This window comes from Mesorhizobium sp. M7A.F.Ca.US.006.04.2.1, assembly GCF_004022915.1.
In the GTDB taxonomy this organism is placed as follows: Bacteria; Pseudomonadota; Alphaproteobacteria; order Rhizobiales; family Rhizobiaceae; genus Mesorhizobium; species Mesorhizobium ciceri.
Window position 1 is genome coordinate 1 of the sequence record NZ_RZQA01000045.1, and the last position, 14,791, is coordinate 14,791.

The window sequence follows — 14,791 nt, forward strand, 5'->3', positions numbered from 1 at the left end:
GGCTCTTGATCATCGACCAGTTCTGCCAGTCATAGCCGATCGCCGGATCGAGCGTGGCGACGTCGTCCTTGTAGGTGATGGTGATGGCGCCGCCCTGCTTGGCGTTCGGATCGACGGCGTCCTCGGCGCGAACGCTCGTCACGCCGAGCATCAGCGCCAGCGCCGATGCCGCTACCGTGGATGCGAGAAACTTTTTCATTTTTATGTTCCCTTTCTCTGTCTGGTTTTCATTTCATCTGAGCTTGATGCGGGGGTCGATGAAGGGCGCGATGATGTCGGCCAGCAGATTGCCCAGCACGATGGCGAAGGCCGACACCAGCGTCACACCCATGATGATCGGGATGTCGACGCGCTGGATGGCCTGCCAGGCGAGCTGGCCGATGCCGGGCCAGCCGAATACGCTTTCGACGACGACGATGCCGCCCATGAAGATGCCTATGTCGATGCCGATCATGGCGATCACCGGCAGGATGGCGTTGGGCAGCGCATGGCGGAACAGGATAGCTCGCCGCGCCAGGCCTTTGGCGCGGGCGGTGCGCACGTAATCCTGGCGCAGCACGTCGATCATCGACGAGCGCATCATGCGCGCGTACCAGCCGGCGCCGAGGATTCCCATGGTCAGTGACGGCAGCACCAGATGACGCCAGGTGCCGTAGCCGCCGATCGGGAACCAGCTGAGCCGCACGGCAAAGACGTAGAGCAGCAGCAGACCGACGACGAATTGCGGCGCCGAGACGCCGACGAAGGAGGCGACCATCAGCGTCTGGTCAGTGGCGGTGCCGCGCTTGACGGCGGCGATCAGGCCCATGCTCAGGCCGAGCAACAGCTCGCACAGGATGGCGCCGACCATCAGCAACAGGCTGGCCGGCAGCCGCGAAACGATCAGCTCGGTGACTTCGGAGCGCTGGATGTAGGAGCGGCCGAGATCGCCGCTGACGAGCTTCGTGAGATAGCGCCAGTACTGGACGACGAACGGCTGGTCGAGGCCGAGCTGCTGGCGGATGTTCTCGACCGTCTGCGGCGTGGCGCTGCGGCCGGCGATCTGGCGCACCGGATCGGCCGGCAGGAGATAGAGCAGCGCGAAGGTGATCAGCGAGACGCCGAGCAGGATCAGCAGCGACTGGATGAGGCGGCGGCCGAGATAGGCGATCATGCCCGGCCCCTCTGCGTCGGATCGAGAATGTCGCGCAGCGCATCGCCGATCAGGTTGAAAGCCAGCGCCAGCGCCAGGATCGCGGCACCGGGGAAGAACACCAGCCAGGGTGCGGCCTGGAAATAGGTCTGGTTCTCGAAGATGATGTTGCCCCAGGACGCCGTGGGCGGCTGGACGCCGATGCCGAGGAAAGAGAGCGTCGCCTCGAGCAGCACGGTGGTCGAGATGCCGAGCGTGCCCCAGACGATGATGGTCGGTAAGAGATGCGGCAGGATGTGGCGAAACAGGATGCGCGGCGCGCTCGCGCCGATGGTGCGTTCGGCATCGATGAACTCACGCTCCGCCAGCGATGAGGTCTCGGTGTAGATGACGCGGGCGGTCTGCACCCAGTTGACCAAAGCGATGACCATGGCGACGATCCACAGGCTGGGCTCGAACACCGCGGCCAGGCAAATGGCGAGCAGCAGTGCCGGAAACGCCATCATCAAATCGGTGAAACGCATCAGCGCGCTGCCGATCCAGCCACGGAAATAGCCGGCGACAACACCGACCAGCGTGCCAATGAACAGCGCCACGCCATTGGCGACGATGCCGATGATCAGCGAGGTGCGGGCGCCGTAGAGGATGCGGGTCAGGAGGTCGCGGCCGAGCAAGTCGGTGCCCAGCCAGAATTTTGCATCCGGCGGCAAGGGCGAGCCCTCGATGGTCAGGCCGTCGAACATCTGCTCGTTGGGATCATAGCCAGTCAGCCATGGCGCCAGCACGGCGCCGGCAACGACGATGGCGACGATGACCAGCCCGAGCAGAGCCAGACGGCGCCTGACCAGCCGGCGCCAGACGCCGGCGCGCGGCTTGACCGGCATGCGCCCTGGCGCGGTGAGATCAGGCACGATGGGACTGGTCATCGCCGCCTTCTTCCCCTGTTGCTTCTTCGCTTGTCATGGCCACGATCCGCCGCGCGGCATCCTCGACGCTGATCTGCCAGCTCATCGCCAGCGAGCGCAGCTGCGCATAGGCGCGGCCGTCATCGGCGCCTTTCGCCAGTGCCGTCACCGCGCGCACGATGGTCTGGCGCTCGGCAACGCGCTGGCGAAGCGAGGCGATCTCGCTGGCCAGGTGTTTTCGCGCCTCGAAACTCTGGCGCGCGATCAGCAGCGCGCTGTAGACGCCGGCATTGCCGACCGGCTTCAGCAGCTGCGCATCGGCCTTATGCGACAGCGCCCATTCGATGCGGCCCGGCGCCTCGGAACCGATCAGCGCCACCAGCGGCATCGGTGCCTCGCCCGGCTTCCACGGAAACTGCTCGTCAAAGCCGAGATCGGCGTCGAAGAAGACGAAATCGGCGGCCAGCGCCTCGGGCGGCAGTTCCGGCCAGCAATCCAGCGTGATCAGCCCGATGGCCGACAATTGCCTGGTGATCGCCTGCACCGTCGGATGCGGGCGATGCAGGATAAACGCCCTGGCGCCGCCGAGATTGGGGATGCGTGGGGCTCTGGTCACGACACCACCCTCAGGCGCGGGCGGCCGAATGTTTTTGCCGGGTCGTAGCGCGACAGATACGGATCCGGCGCGACTTCGTCTTCGCGGCTGACGACCTCGAAGAAGCCGTCCGCGATGCGCCCGATGATCACCGGCAGTGTCGCATGCTGCGAGTGGGCGTCGATGGCGATCGGACCGAGCCGGGTGGAGAAGCGGCGTTCGGCGAAGGCTTTGGAGAATTCCGCCGGACCGGCGTCGGGATTGCTGGAAAGCACGTCGGCCATCACCTGCACCGAGGCATAGGCGGAGGCCTCGAAGGATGAGGCAAAGGCAGCCGGGCGCGGCGCGAAATACGGCCCGACCGACAGATGTCCCTTGCCGGATTCACCGATCGCCGGCAGCTCACCTTCGGTCAGGTTGCAGGAGATGACGGGACAGGTCTCGGGACTGAAGGCGGCATCCTCGTGACCTAGGTCGCGATAGGCCGCGAGGAAGGCGTAGGACGAGGTGCCGATCAAATTGTTGAGGATGAAGTTCGGCCGCGTGGCGCGGATCTCCGCGATCAGCCGCGACACGTCGGTCTCGCCGATGCGCAGGTAGCGTTCGCCCAGCACCTTGCCGCCGGCATCCGCGATCAGGTCGCGCGCGACGCGATTCATCTCCCAGCCCCAGATGTAGTTCGAGCCGAGCAGGAAGCCGTTGGCGCCGAAACGCGGCACGACATGCGCCATCAGCGGCACCAGATGCTGGTTGGGGCAGGCGTGCATGTAGACGACATGCTCATTGGCTTCGAAGCCCTCATAGGGGCAGGCGTACCAGAGCATGCCGCCGGCTTTCTCCAAGACCGGAATGGTTTCCTTGCGGCTCCAGGAGGTGACGCAGCCGATGACATGGCGTGCGCTGCTGGTCTTGAAGATATCTTCGCAAAGCGTTGCGTAGCGGTCCGCATTGCTTTGCGGATCGCGCTCCACCGGCACCAGTTCGATGGCTGAGCTGCGATCGGCGTTGATGTCGGCTATGGCGCGCATGGCGCCGATGCGGCACGCATCGGATACGAGCTGATAGCTCCCCGAGCGGGAATACAGGATGCCGATCTCGATGCGCCGTTTCAAACAGGACCCCAAAATGACAATGCCCCGCAGCCTGCGCCGGAAGGGCGAGGCATACGAGGCATTTTTGCCGCCCGGCGATCAGAGCCGGTATTTTGCGCTAGCGTATTCGGTCCGGCGGGTCAGTCAAGCCCTCAACGACATTTGCATGACCTGCCATCGCCGTTTCGCTGCCGCCGGCTATTTGGCCGCCGGCCTCTGGCCGTGTTGGCGGGCATAGGTCACACAGGCGTCCACCGTGCTGACACAAAGCGCGTCGCGCCTGTTCGGCAAATTGTTGTCGCCGGCATAGGCAACTTCGGCGACACGGCCATCGACCATGCGAATTTGCGTATCGCAATAGCCGCCGGGAGCGACATTGACGGAGCCGCCGACCGCCGGGATCGCGCCGACCGCCAACGTCGGAACCACAATGCTGAGATTGCCGCGCTGGACGATGCGCTTGTAGGTCCAGATCTGGCCCGATTGGCCGGCGTCGGCGGTGGCGGTCGGAAACCCGGCGCACATTCGAACATCGGCTTCGCTGAGGCCGACCATCTCCTTGCGGGCAGCCGCCGCCGTTGGATCAACCTTGGCGATACGCGACGTATCGTCGGGAACGACGCAGGAAGACTGGATGCCGACACAGAGAGCAGCGAGGCCAAGCTTTCGAATGCAGGAAAATGTCATGCCGACTGTCAGATTTGCCCGATTGTCAGATTTTGCGTGGCGCCCGCCGCTCCTTTCTACCTAGGCAGACAGGCGAGCGGATCAACCCGTTCAGCTTCACGAAAAAGTGGCTGTGGCTGCATCATGGCCGGTCGGGAAGCCAACGCCCTGGCGGAAGCGGGCTCGCGCCGGAACGGCGCGCCAAGGGCCGCATCCATGGTCACCCATCAATGACCCTGCAACTGTTTCCGCCGCCAGGACGCGGGCGCTTCGCCGACCCGCGCGCGAAAGAATCGTGAAAAATACGCCGGGTCGTCGAAGCCGATCTCGTAGGCGATGTCCTCGACCGAGCGTACGGTGAACAACAGCAGCCGCTTGGCCTCCAGCAGCCGTCGCTCACTGACGACGCGTTTGACGCCGCTGCCCAGCACCGCGCGGCTGGCCTTGTCGAGAAGATGCGGCGTCGTGGCCAGCGCCTCGACGTAGCGATCAACAGGCCAGTTGTCGCGGAAATGCGCATCGGCGAGCCGGCGCAGCCCCAACGCCAGTGAGGCATCCGAAGACGCCGTGGCACCCTTTGTCTCGGGACTGAGGCGCGCGATGTGGGAGAGCGCGACGGCGATCAGCGCCTGCAGGACCCTGTCATTGCCGGCTTGCGCCTCGGCGTATTCGGCGGCGATCATCTCCAGCACCGCCGCCAATCTGGCCCACGCTGCGTGCTGCGGCAGGCCGTCGGCAAAGACCGGCCGGTCCAGCGGCAGCAGGCTGTGAGCCGCGATGGCCGCAAGCGCGCCGTCGGCGACCGAGACGACGATGGCGTCGGTGCCGGGGCCGATCGAGAAGCCGTGCACGATAGTGCTCGGCACGAAACTCACGGCAGGCGCCGAAAAGTCCCAGGATCGGTCTTCGATACGGTAGGTACCGGAGCCGCTGGTCCAGAAGGTGATCTGACCCATCTGCGGGTGCTTGTGCGCGGCGACCTCACCAAGATGGATATTGCTGCGCGCAAGCACCGTCTCGACATGCAGAAAACCGACATCGAGCGGCCGCACCGGCTCGCCATAGACGAAGAAGTCGGGGATGGATCTCTGGCTCATGACGCCGGAAAAAGTCCAATCGGTTTTGCCGTTCCGTCCATAACCGATCGATGCCCAGGGCGCTAGGGTTACGGCTTAAGAGGAGGACCATCATGCGATCAGAAGACTTCCGCACCGATAAGGCACGCCCATTCACCGGGGCCGAGTATCTGGAGAGCCTGCGCGATGGCCGCGAGGTCTATATCAACGGCGAACGCATTGCCGACGTCACCACGCATCCGGCGATGCGCAATTCGGCGCGGTCGCTGGCGCGCCTCTACGACGCCCTGCATGATCCAAGGCGGCGGGACGCGCTGACCTCGCCGACCGACACCGGCTCGGGCGGCTACACCCACAAATATTTCCGCGTTGCCAAGTCTTCCGCCGAGCTTGTTGCCCAGCAGGCGGCGATCGCGGAGTGGTCGCGCATGTCCTATGGCTGGATGGGCCGCACGCCCGACTACAAGGCGGCGCTGATGAACACGCTCGGCGCCAATGCCGACTGGTACGGGCCGTTCAAGGACAATGCCCTGTCCTGGCACAAACGCGCGCAGGAAGCCGCGTTGTTCATGAACCACGCCATCGTCAACCCGCCGATCGACCGCCACAAGCCGGCCGAACAGGTGAAGGACGTCTTCGTCCACATCACCAGGGAGACGGACGCCGGCATCTACGTGTCCGGCGCCAAGGTGGTGGCGACGTCCTCGGCGCTGACGCACTACAATTTCCTGGCGCAAGGGTCGGCGACGGTGACCGAGGATCCGTCGCTGTCGGTGATGTTCATCGTGCCGATGAATGCGCCGGGGATAAAGATGTTCTGCCGCGTCTCCTACGAGCAGACGGCCAACACGGTGGCGGCACCCTTCGACTATCCGCTGTCGTCGCGCTTCGACGAGAACGACGCGATCCTGGTGCTCGACAATGTCTTCATCCCCTGGGAGGACGTTCTGGTGCTGCGCGATGCGCAAAAAATCCTGTCCTTTCATCCGGCCTCCGGCTTCATGCACGGCTACTGCTTCCAGGGCTGCACGCGCTTCGCCGTCAAGCTCGACTTCCTCGCCGGCCTGCTGGCCAAGGCGCTGCGCGCCACCGGCGGCGATGCTTTCCGCGGCAACCAGGCGGCACTGGGCGAGGTCATTGCGCTCAGGCACATGTTCTGGAGCTTTTCCAACGCCATGGCCTACAACCCGATCCCGTGGGCGAATGGCGCGGTGCTGCCCAATCTGGAAGCCGCGCTTGCCTACCGCACCTTCATGTCGGAAGCCTATCCGCGCGTCATCGACACCGTGCGCCGGGTGATCGCCTCGGGGCTGATCTACCTACCGTCGTCGGTGCGCGACTTCAACAACCCCGAGATCGACAAATATCTGGCGCAATATGTGCGCGGCTCCAACGATATGGGCCACATCGAACGCATCAAGATCATGAAGCTGTTGTGGGATGCGACCGGCACCGAGTTCGGCGGCCGCCACGCGCTCTATGAGCTCAACTATGCCGGTGCGCCGGAAGAGGTACGGCTGCAGGTGCTGAAAGGCGCCGAGCGCGGCGGGCGGCTGAAGGCGATGGAAGAGCTGGTCGACACCTGCATGGCCGATTATGACGAGAATGGCTGGACCGGCGATACCTGGTTCAATCCGCTTGTCTCAACGGCCGAGTGAAATCACATGGCCACGCAGATTTCGAAAGCCGATTTCCGCGACGCCATGGCGAGGGTCTGCGCGCCGGTCAACATCGTCACCACAGACGGGCCGGCAGGACGCGGCGGCTTCACCGCCACCGCCATGTGCAGCGTCTCCGACGAGCCGCCGACGCTGCTCGTGTGCATGAACGGGCGCTCGACGCAGGCCGCCATGTTCCTGTCCAACCGGCGCTTCTGCGTCAACGTGCTGACGCATGACCACATGCATCTGGCGGGAAAGTTCGCCGGCGCGACCAGGGACATGGAGGCGCGCTACGCCTCGGCGCGTTGGCAGACGCTGACCTCCGGCACGCCGGCGCTGTCGGATGCGATCGTCAACTTCGATTGCGAGATCGAGACTGTGCATGTCGTCGGCACGCACAATGTCATGATCGGCCGCGTCATCGATGTCCGGCACGGCAGCGGCGGCTCGGCCCTGCTCTATGTCGACCGGAATTATACGCAGCCGACACGGTTGGGCAGCTTTGGCGGGTGAGCCTGGACGAAACGGCCAGGACCGACCGCTCAGCTCTCGCCGTCGATCAAGCTCTCCAAGAGGTCAAGGAGCTGCTCCAGCTTCTCATGCCCAAAACGCTGTTCGATGTCGTCATAGATGACGCGACGCTCGGGCGACAGGGCGTCGATCAGGGCGGAGCCGGCAGGCGCAATGGTCAGCACGACGCGGCGGCCGTCGCCTTCGGCCTTGTTGCGGGTGATGAATTTGCGTCCCTCGAGCGCCTTGATGATGCGCGTCAGGCTGGGCGGCAAAACCGAGGCGCGATCGGCAAGTTCCGTCGCCTCGACCGGGCCGGCTTCGCTGAGCACACGCAGCACGCGCCATTGCTGTTCGGTCACGTCATGCGCCGCAAGCATCGGCCGAAACCGCGCCATCACCGCTTCGCGGGCATGAAGCAGCGCCATCGGCAGGGAACGACGGGTATTTTCAGGCAGCAAAAAAGAGCCTCCCACGCTTGCGATCGAAACAGGCCTTCCCTCGGCCGAATCCGCCAGCCGGGGCCCGTTCCTGCCATCCCGTATCGTTGCGCCAAGGCCGATGCAAGACTTGACTTCGCGGATGCCGCATGTAATTAACGCGTTAACTACAACAAAGCAATAACCCAGGGAAACGAAGCGCCGTGCCTCACTTCTCCATCGAGTATTCGGCCAATCTCGATGCCAAGGTCGATATGGACGAATTGTGCGCGCTGGTGTTGCGCACAGTGCTGGATACCGGGCTGTTCGAGACCGGCGCCGTGCGGGTGCGGGCCTTTCGCGCCGAGGCCTACGCGATGGCCGACAGCCTGCCGGAAAACGCTTTTCTCGACATGTCGTTTCGCATCGGCACCGGCCGCAGCCCGGACGAGAAGAAGCGGACCGGCGAGGCTGTCTTCGCGGCGGTGAGCGAATACCTTGCCGCCCTGTTCGAGACCCCGCATTTCGCCCTGTCGCTCGAAATCCGGGAAATCGACCCGGTGCTCAGCTGGAAGAAAAACGCAATCCACCCGCGGCTGCGCGGCAAGTGACGGAACCCGACATGTCCGACCTGCAAGGCAATCTGAAAAAGGCCGAGGCCTATCTGGCCCGCTTCAAGCGCGATGGCGTTTTGAACCAGATCGGCGGCGAGGCGGTGCCGGCCCTCGATGGCGCGACGTTCGAAACGCTGTCGCCGGTCGACCTCAAGCCGCTGGCAAGCGTCGCGCGCGGCGGCGCCGCCGACATCGACCGCGCCGCCAAGGCGGCGAAGGCGGCGTTCCCAGCCTGGGCGGCCATGCCTGGCGAGGCACGCAAGAAGCTGCTGCACAAAATCGCCGACGCAATCGAAGCGCGCGCCGAGGAGATCGCTTTTGTCGAATGCATGGATACCGGCCAGGCGCTGAAGTTCATGGCCAAGGCAGCGCTGCGCGGTGCCGAGAATTTCCGTTTCTTCGCCGACCGCGCGCCCGAAGCGCGCGACGGCGAGACACTGCGTACGACAGGCCAGGTCAATATGACGACGCGCGTTCCGATCGGCCCGGTCGGCATCATCACGCCGTGGAACACACCGTTCATGCTGTCGACGTGGAAGATTGCGCCAGCGCTGGCGGCCGGATGCACCGTGGTTCATAAGCCGGCTGAATTCTCGCCGCTGACCGCCCGCCTGCTGGTCGAGATCGCCGAGGAGGCCGGCCTGCCGAAAGGCGTATGGAACCTGGTCAACGGCCTTGGTGAAGACGCCGGCAAGGCGCTGACCGAGCATCCCGACATCAGGGCGATCGGTTTTGTCGGCGAAAGCCGCACCGGTTCGATGATCATGAAGCAAGGCGCCGGCACGCTGAAGCGCGTGCATTTCGAGCTTGGCGGCAAGAACCCTGTGATCGTCTTTGCCGACGCCGATCTCGAGCGCGCCGCCGACGCCGCCGTATTCATGATCTATTCGCTGAATGGCGAGCGCTGCACCTCGTCGTCGCGGCTTCTGGTCGAAGCCTCGATCTATGAAAGCTTCACCGCCAAAGTCGCGGAGAGGGCGAAGCGCATCGTCGTCGGCCACCCGCTCGATCCGAAAACGGTGGTCGGGCCGCTGATCCATCCGGTGCATGAAAAGAAGGTGCTGTCCTATATCGACATCGGCAGGTCGGAGGGGGCGACGCTGGCCGTCGGCGGCGGCAAGGTCGATGGACCGGGAGGCGGCTGTTATGTCGGCCCGACCCTGTTCACCAACGTGACCAACGGCATGCGCATCGCGCAGGAGGAGATTTTCGGGCCGGTGCTGAGCGCCATTGCGTTCAACGACGAGGCGGAAGCGCTGGCGCTGGCCAACGACACGCAATACGGCCTGACCGGCTATCTCTGGACCTCTGACGTCACCCGCGCCTTCCGTTTCACCGATGCGCTGGAGGCCGGCATGATCTGGGTTAACTCCGAGAACGTGCGGCATTTGCCGACCCCCTTCGGCGGCGTCAAGAATTCCGGCATCGGCCGCGACGGCGGCGACCATTCCTTCGACTTCTACATGGAGACGAAGAACGTCGCCTTCGCGACGACGGCGCACGCGATCCAGAAACTCGGCGGCTGACCGGAGGAAATCGGATGCCCTTGCCCAAACCCAATCTCTACCCCGCCTTCAACATCGTGCGCCTCAGCCATGTCGAGTTGGCTGTCACCGACCTCGCCAAATCCCGCGCCTTCTATGTCGACACGCTCGGCCTGCAGGTTACCGACGAGACATCAGGCGCCATCTACCTGCGCGCCATGGAGGAACGTGGCCATCACTGCATCGTGCTGCGCAAGGCGACGACGCCGGAAGCGCGCGACCTCGGCTTCAAGGTCTTTTCGGACGAGGACCTCGACAAGGCCGAGTATTTCTTCAAGGGCAAGGGCCTGCCGGTGGAATGGGTCGAGCGGCCCTACCAGTCGCGCACTTTTCGGACGCGCGACCCGCACGGGATTCCGCTGGAGTTCTATGCCCAGATGGAAAGGCTGCCGCCGATCCATCAGAAATATGCGCTCTACAAGGGCGTCAAGCCGCTGCGCATCGACCACTTCAACTGCTTCTCGCCCAATGTCGACGAGTCCGTCGCCTTCTACAACGAGCTCGGTTTTCGCGTCACCGAATACACCGAGGATGCCGCAACCGGGAAGCTTTGGGCAGCTTGGACGCACCGCAAGGGCGGCGTCCACGACATCGCGTTCACCAACGGCATCGGCCCGCGCCTGCATCATGTCGCCTTCTGGGTGCCGACGCCGCTCAACATCATCGACCTGCTCGACCTGATGGCGACCACGGGCTATTTGCCGAACATCGAACGCGGCCCCGGCCGGCACGGCATTTCCAACGCCTTCTTCCTTTATGTCCGCGACCCGGACAACCACCGCATCGAGATCTACTGCTCGGACTACCAGACGGTCGATCCCGACCTCGAGCCGATCAAGTGGGACCTCAAGGACCCGCAGCGCCAGACGCTGTGGGGCGCACCGGCGCCGAAAAGCTGGTTCGAGGAGGGCAGTGCGTTTGCCGGGGCGGAGGCGCGCCAGCCGGATTTGGCGGCTTCGCCGATCATTGCGCCGTGAGTGGATTCTAATCGATGTCAGCGTTCCTTCGCGCCCCCCTCAGTCCTGCCGGACATCTCCCCCTCAAGGGGGGAGATTGGCAGATTGGTGGCTTCGCCCATTCCTGCGTCGTTGGAGATTGGCGAAAGCCGGCGTGACGTCCGATCTCCCCCCAAGAGGGGGAGATGCCCGGCAGGGCAGAGGGGGGCGCTGTCCCGCCGACGGTGAAGGTTGTTGGAGAAGGCCTCTTAAACCACAAAAAAATCTTCAATCCGCTGCCTGGCCTCCAGCAGCGCCGGCAGAATCTCCCGCTCCATCTCCGCGACGGAGAACCGCGCCGATTGCGTCGAGACGTTGATGGCCGCGACCGTGCGTTCTGCGCGGTCGCGGATCGGCACGGCGATCGAGCGCAGGCCGAGTTCCAGTTCCTCGTCGACGATGGCAAAGCCGTCCGCTTTCGCCTTGCCGATGGCGTTGGCTAACAAACACCTGTCGGTGATCGTCTTCGGCGTCCGTCTCTCGATCGTCGCCTGGCCGAGGAATGCGTCCAATTCCTGAGGCGTCAGACCGGCAAGCAGGATGCGTCCCATCGAGGTGCAATAGGCCGGCAGCCTGGTGCCGACATCGAGCGACACGCTGAGGATGCGGCGGCCGGGAATACGGGCGACATAGACGACATCGGCACCCGACAGGATCGCCGCCGAACAGGCCTCGTTCAGCTGTGCGGCGACCGCGCGCATGATGGGTGCGGCGAAGGCCCAGAGCGAGGCGCCGCCGAGCCAGGTGCGGGCGATCGTCAGCAAGCGTGGCGACAGCGAGAACACGCGGCCGGCTTGCGTTGCATAGCCGGTGGCGGTGAGCGTCAGCAGAAAGCGGCGGGCGCCGGCGCGGGTCAGGCCCGCTTCCTCGGCCATTTCGGTCAGCGTCATGCCCGAGGGATGCCGAGCCAGGATCTCCATGACGGCAAGGCCGCGCTCGAGCGAGCCGACATGATCACGGGAAGCGGCTTCTTCGTCCATCTCAACTCCGCGGGAACGGCATCGACGCCAGGATTGACTCCTCGCCCTCCCCCAGCGTAGAAAGTATCGCATATAAAACATATGTTCGCAATACGAACTTTTTGAACCCGGAGCCGATGCGATGGTCAAGTTCCTGCCGCTCAAACAGGCTGTTGCGGAGAATTTGAACGATGATGACACGGTCGCCTTCGAGGGTTTCACCCATCTGATCCCGACGGCGGCGGCGCATGAGGCGATCCGTCAGGGTTTTCGCGACCTGACCCTGGTCCGCATGACGCCGGACCTGATCTACGACCAGATGATCGGTATGGGCATGGCGAAGAAAATCGTCTTCTCCTATGTCGGCAATCCCGGCGTCGGCCTGCTGCGGCGCGCCCGCGACGCCATCGAGAACGGTTTCCCCAGATCGATCGAGATCGAGGAGCACAGCCATGCCGGCATGGCCAATGCCTATGAGGCGGGCGCGGCCGGTCTGCCCTGCGCGGTGTTTCGCGGCTATCGCGGTGCTGGCCTCGCGGCGGTCAATCCGAACATCAAGTCTGTCACCTGTCCGTTCACCGGCGAGGTGCTGGCGGCTGTTCCTTCGATCAGGCCTGACGTCACCTTCATCCATGCGCAGAAGGCCGACAGACAAGGCAATGTGCTGGTCGAAGGCATCATCGGCATCCAGAAGGAAGCGGTGCTGGCGGCCAAGCGAGCGGTGGTGACGGTGGAGGAAGTGGTCGACAATTTCGACGATCTGCACCCCAATCTGACCGTGCTGCCGCGCTGGACGATCGCGGCGATATCCGTCGTGCCAGGCGGCTCGCACCCGTCCTACGCACATGGCTATTATGCGCGTGACAATGCCGCCTATCTCGAATGGGACGAGATCGCCGCCGACCGTGACAAATTCCAGGCGTGGATGCAGGCCAATGTCTTGGAGAAGAGCGCCGGCGATTTCGCGGCCCGGGTCGAGCATTTGAGGAAAGCGGCATGAGCGACAATCCATTGGGTTTCACCCCCAACGAGATGATGACGATCGCCGCCAGCAGGGCGCTCAGGAATGACGATGTCTGCTTCGTCGGCATCGGCGCACCGTCCGCGGCCTGCAATGTGGCGCGGCTGACGCATGCGCCTGACATCACGCTGATCTACGAGAGCGGCACGATCGGCACCGCGCCCGATGTGCTGCCGCTGTCGATCGGCGATGGCGAATTGTGCGAGACCGCCGTCACCACCGTCGCGGTGCCGGAGATGTTCCGCTACTGGCTGCAGGGTGGCCGCATCTCGATCGGTTTTTTGGGGGCGGCCCAGCTCGACAAGTTCGGCAACATCAACACCACCGTCATCGGCAACTATTTCCATCCCAAGACCAGACTGCCCGGCGGCGGCGGCGCGCCGGAGATCGCGACCTCGTCGAAGCAGATCTACATCACAATGGCGCAGACCAAGCGCGGCATGGTCGAGAAGATCGACTTCTTCACCTCCTTCGGCCATGGCGAGGGTGGCGATCATCGCAAGCGGCTTGGCATCGACACATCAGGTCCGACCTTGCTGATCACCGATCTCGCCATCTGGAAGCCGGATCCGGTGACCAAGGAATTCACCGTCGTGTCGTTGCATCCGGGCGTCACCCGCCAGCAGGTGCAGGAGAGCTGTGGCTGGGTGGTAAAGTTCGCGGAGGCGCTTGACGAAACACCGGCGCCAAGCGAACTCGAATTGAAGACATTGCGCGACCTGCAGGCCCGCACCAAGGCGGCGCATGAGGGAACCGGAAAAGCAAAGGCTGCATGACATGGCCGAGGCCTATATCTGCGACTACATCCGCACGCCGATCGGCCGCTTCGGCGGTTCGCTGTCTTCGGTACGATCGGACGATCTAGGCGCCATCCCGCTGAGGGCACTGGTTGAGCGCAATGCCGGCATCGACTGGCAGGCGATCGACGATGTCGTCTATGGCTGCGCCAACCAGGCCGGCGAGGACAATCGCAACGTAGCGCGCATGGCGCTGCTGCTGGCAGGGCTGCCAAAGGAGGTCCCGGGCTCGACCGTCAATCGCCTGTGCGGCTCCGGCATGGATGCGCTGACCATTGCCGCCCGAGCCATCAAGGCCGGCGAGGCGGAGCTGATGATCGCGGGCGGCGTCGAATCGATGAGCCGGGCACCCTTCGTCATGCCCAAGGCCGACACGGCGTTCTCGCGCAATGCCGAGATTTACGACACCACCATCGGCTGGCGCTTCGTCAACCCGCTGATGAAGAAGCAGTATGGCGTCGATTCCATGCCGGAAACCGGCGAGAACGTCGCCGAGGATTTTTCGGTGTCGCGGGCCGACCAGGACGCTTTCGCAGTGCGCAGCCAGAACAAGGCCGTCGCCGCACAAGCCAATGGAAGATTGGCGAAGGAGATCACCCCAGTGACCATCCTGCAGCGCAAGGGCGATGCGCTCATTGTCAGCAAGGATGAACACCCCCGCGCGGGCTCAACGGTCGAGGCGCTGGCCAAGCTGCCGACGCCGTTCCGGCAGGGCGGCACGGTGACGGCCGGCAACGCCTCCGGCGTCAATGACGGCGCGGCGGCGCTGATCGTTGCCTCCGAGGCGGCGGTGAAAAAGTATGGGC

At 64.2% G+C, this 14,791-nt stretch carries 16 protein-coding genes and 1 pseudogene; 8 read left to right on the forward strand and 9 right to left on the reverse strand.

Features of this window, described 5'->3' with window-relative positions:
* From EN925_RS04420 to EN925_RS04450, 7 genes and pseudogenes are all read right to left on the reverse strand, one after another.
* Nucleotides 1–199: pseudogene (locus EN925_RS04420) on the reverse strand (ABC transporter substrate-binding protein); the annotation flags it as partial.
* 33 nt (nt 200–232) lie between these two features.
* Complete coding sequence (locus EN925_RS04425) at nt 233–1,153, reverse strand: ABC transporter permease (RefSeq protein WP_024502122.1); 921 nt, start codon at nt 1,151–1,153, stop codon at nt 233–235.
* On the reverse strand, nt 1,150–2,016 hold the full coding sequence (locus EN925_RS04430) for an ABC transporter permease (RefSeq protein WP_128278528.1): 867 nt from the start codon (nt 2,014–2,016) through the stop codon (nt 1,150–1,152). The genes EN925_RS04425 and EN925_RS04430 overlap by 4 nt, the downstream gene beginning before the upstream one ends.
* Before the next feature lie 19 nt (nt 2,017–2,035).
* On the reverse strand, nt 2,036–2,653 hold the full coding sequence (locus EN925_RS04435; RefSeq protein ID WP_013528536.1) for an ANTAR domain-containing protein: 618 nt from the start codon (nt 2,651–2,653) through the stop codon (nt 2,036–2,038).
* Nucleotides 2,650–3,744: a transporter substrate-binding protein gene (locus EN925_RS04440; protein ID WP_127368860.1), complete on the reverse strand. Its 1,095-nt coding sequence runs from the start codon at nt 3,742–3,744 to the stop codon at nt 2,650–2,652. Before EN925_RS04440 ends, EN925_RS04435 begins: the two co-directional genes overlap by 4 nt.
* 177 nt (nt 3,745–3,921) lie before the next feature.
* Complete coding sequence (locus EN925_RS04445; protein WP_127368861.1) at nt 3,922–4,410, reverse strand: hypothetical protein; 489 nt, start codon at nt 4,408–4,410, stop codon at nt 3,922–3,924.
* 206 nt (nt 4,411–4,616) lie between these two features.
* Nucleotides 4,617–5,486 (reverse strand): helix-turn-helix domain-containing protein, encoded by an 870-nt coding sequence (locus EN925_RS04450; protein WP_063170920.1) that lies wholly within the window; start codon nt 5,484–5,486, stop codon nt 4,617–4,619.
* Between the two features lie 92 nt (nt 5,487–5,578).
* Here EN925_RS04450 and EN925_RS04455 point away from each other — a divergent pair, with 92 nt between their 5' ends.
* Both EN925_RS04455 and EN925_RS04460 read left to right on the forward strand, forming a co-directional pair.
* On the forward strand, nt 5,579–7,123 hold the full coding sequence (locus EN925_RS04455; RefSeq protein WP_127368862.1) for a 4-hydroxyphenylacetate 3-hydroxylase N-terminal domain-containing protein: 1,545 nt from the start codon (nt 5,579–5,581) through the stop codon (nt 7,121–7,123).
* Nucleotides 7,124–7,129: 6 nt separating this feature from the next.
* The gene (locus tag EN925_RS04460) at nt 7,130–7,639 is read left to right on the forward strand and encodes a flavin reductase (RefSeq protein ID WP_013528541.1); all 510 of its coding nucleotides are present in this window, start codon (nt 7,130–7,132) and stop codon (nt 7,637–7,639) included.
* 29 nt (nt 7,640–7,668) lie between these two features.
* Here EN925_RS04460 and hpaR read toward each other — a convergent pair whose 3' ends face one another.
* Entirely contained in the window at nt 7,669–8,064 is a 396-nt protein-coding gene (hpaR, locus tag EN925_RS04465; RefSeq protein WP_224620863.1) for a homoprotocatechuate degradation operon regulator HpaR, read from the reverse strand.
* Nucleotides 8,065–8,279: 215 nt separating this feature from the next.
* On the opposite strand from hpaR, the gene EN925_RS04470 reads away from it, so the two are divergent.
* Genes EN925_RS04470 through hpaD form a run of 3 tightly spaced genes read left to right on the forward strand, consistent with a single transcriptional unit; the run spans nt 8,280 to nt 11,190 of the window.
* On the forward strand, nt 8,280–8,666 hold the full coding sequence (locus EN925_RS04470) for a 5-carboxymethyl-2-hydroxymuconate Delta-isomerase (protein ID WP_127368863.1): 387 nt from the start codon (nt 8,280–8,282) through the stop codon (nt 8,664–8,666).
* Between the two features lie 11 nt (nt 8,667–8,677).
* Nucleotides 8,678–10,195 (forward strand): 5-carboxymethyl-2-hydroxymuconate semialdehyde dehydrogenase, encoded by a 1,518-nt coding sequence (gene hpaE / locus EN925_RS04475; protein ID WP_127368864.1) that lies wholly within the window; start codon nt 8,678–8,680, stop codon nt 10,193–10,195.
* A gap of 14 nt (nt 10,196–10,209) precedes the next feature.
* On the forward strand, nt 10,210–11,190 hold the full coding sequence (gene hpaD, locus EN925_RS04480) for a 3,4-dihydroxyphenylacetate 2,3-dioxygenase (RefSeq protein WP_063169700.1): 981 nt from the start codon (nt 10,210–10,212) through the stop codon (nt 11,188–11,190).
* A 227-nt stretch (nt 11,191–11,417) separates the two neighbouring features.
* On the opposite strand, the gene EN925_RS04485 is transcribed toward hpaD, so the two are convergent.
* Nucleotides 11,418–12,188: an IclR family transcriptional regulator C-terminal domain-containing protein gene (locus EN925_RS04485; RefSeq protein WP_027163027.1), complete on the reverse strand. Its 771-nt coding sequence runs from the start codon at nt 12,186–12,188 to the stop codon at nt 11,418–11,420.
* Nucleotides 12,189–12,309: 121 nt separating this feature from the next.
* On the opposite strand from EN925_RS04485, the gene EN925_RS04490 reads away from it, so the two are divergent.
* The 3 genes from EN925_RS04490 to EN925_RS04500 all read left to right on the forward strand — a co-directional run.
* Nucleotides 12,310–13,167, forward strand: a complete 858-nt coding sequence (locus tag EN925_RS04490) for a CoA transferase subunit A (RefSeq protein WP_063173322.1) — start codon at nt 12,310–12,312, stop codon at nt 13,165–13,167.
* Nucleotides 13,164–13,964, forward strand: a complete 801-nt coding sequence (locus EN925_RS04495; RefSeq protein ID WP_063173321.1) for a CoA-transferase subunit beta — start codon at nt 13,164–13,166, stop codon at nt 13,962–13,964. Before EN925_RS04490 ends, EN925_RS04495 begins: the two co-directional genes overlap by 4 nt.
* A 1-nt stretch (nt 13,965) precedes the next feature.
* On the forward strand, nt 13,966–14,791 hold an 826-nt coding region (locus EN925_RS04500; protein WP_128336366.1), incomplete at its 3' end, for an acetyl-CoA C-acyltransferase.

Excerpts from the sequence above, each read along its gene's own strand:
- EN925_RS04425 (WP_024502122.1), bottom strand. The coding sequence starts at position 1,153 with ATGATCGCCTATCTCGGCCGCCGCCTCATCCAGTCGCTGCTGATCCTG.
- EN925_RS04430 (WP_128278528.1), bottom strand. The coding sequence starts at position 2,016 with ATGCCGGTCAAGCCGCGCGCCGGCGTCTGGCGCCGGCTGGTCAGGCGC.
- EN925_RS04445 (WP_127368861.1), bottom strand. The coding sequence starts at position 4,410 with ATGACATTTTCCTGCATTCGAAAGCTTGGCCTCGCTGCTCTCTGTGTC.
- EN925_RS04450 (WP_063170920.1), bottom strand. The coding sequence starts at position 5,486 with ATGAGCCAGAGATCCATCCCCGACTTCTTCGTCTATGGCGAGCCGGTG.
- EN925_RS04455 (WP_127368862.1), top strand. The coding sequence starts at position 5,579 with ATGCGATCAGAAGACTTCCGCACCGATAAGGCACGCCCATTCACCGGG.
- EN925_RS04460 (WP_013528541.1), top strand. The coding sequence starts at position 7,130 with ATGGCCACGCAGATTTCGAAAGCCGATTTCCGCGACGCCATGGCGAGG.
- hpaR (WP_224620863.1), bottom strand. The coding sequence starts at position 8,064 with ATGGCGCTGCTTCATGCCCGCGAAGCGGTGATGGCGCGGTTTCGGCCG.
- hpaE (WP_127368864.1), top strand. The coding sequence starts at position 8,678 with ATGTCCGACCTGCAAGGCAATCTGAAAAAGGCCGAGGCCTATCTGGCC.
- hpaD (WP_063169700.1), top strand. The coding sequence starts at position 10,210 with ATGCCCTTGCCCAAACCCAATCTCTACCCCGCCTTCAACATCGTGCGC.
- EN925_RS04485 (WP_027163027.1), bottom strand. The coding sequence starts at position 12,188 with ATGGACGAAGAAGCCGCTTCCCGTGATCATGTCGGCTCGCTCGAGCGC.
- EN925_RS04490 (WP_063173322.1), top strand. The coding sequence starts at position 12,310 with ATGGTCAAGTTCCTGCCGCTCAAACAGGCTGTTGCGGAGAATTTGAAC.
- EN925_RS04495 (WP_063173321.1), top strand. The coding sequence starts at position 13,164 with ATGAGCGACAATCCATTGGGTTTCACCCCCAACGAGATGATGACGATC.